Origin of the sequence: Burkholderia sp. E168m23 (assembly GCF_016586125.1) — a bacterium.
GTDB lineage: Bacteria > Pseudomonadota > Gammaproteobacteria > Burkholderiales > Burkholderiaceae > Burkholderia > Burkholderia orbicola.
This window is the reverse complement of sequence record NZ_BCPP01001646.1, coordinates 1-664: the sequence shown is the minus strand read 5'-3', so window position 1 is coordinate 664 and position 664 is coordinate 1. Positions and strand designations below refer to the sequence as shown.

Sequence of the window (664 nt, the reverse complement as noted above, 5' to 3'; positions counted from 1 at the left end):
CCAGAACAACGTGCAGGGTTCGTGCGACATGGGCTCGTTCCCGCACGAACTGCCCGGCTACCGGCACATCAGCGACACGGTCGTGCGCACGCAGTTCGAAGAAGCCTGGTCGGCCACGCTGCAGCCGGAGCCCGGCCTGCGCATCCCGAACATGTTCGACGCGGCGCTCGACGGCAGCTTCAAGGGGCTCTACTGCCAGGGCGAGGACATCGTCCAGTCGGACCCGAACACGCAGCACGTCGCGGCCGCGCTGTCGGCGATGGAATGCATCGTCGTGCAGGACATCTTCCTGAACGAAACCGCGAAATACGCGCACGTGCTGCTGCCGGGCTCGACGTTCCTCGAGAAGGACGGCACGTTCACGAACGCGGAGCGCCGCATCTCGCGCGTGCGCAAGGTGATGCCGCCGCTCGCGGGCTACGCGGACTGGGAAGTGACGCTGCTGCTGTCGCAGGCGCTCGGCTACGACATGCACTACACGCATCCGTCGGAAATCATGGACGAGATCGCGCGGCTCACGCCGACCTTCTCGGGCGTGTCGTACGCGAAACTCGACGCGCTCGGCAGCATCCAGTGGCCGTGCAACGAACACGCGCCGGAAGGCACGCCGACCATGCACATCGACACGTTCGTGCGCGGCAAGGGCCGGTTCGTGATCACCAAG

Annotated in this window: 1 protein-coding gene; it reads left to right on the top strand. The window is 66.1% G+C overall.

Annotated elements, in window-relative coordinates:
- The coding region (locus JMF90_RS39425; RefSeq protein ID WP_201326585.1) for a molybdopterin oxidoreductase family protein at positions 1-664 on the top strand (664 nt) is incomplete at both ends.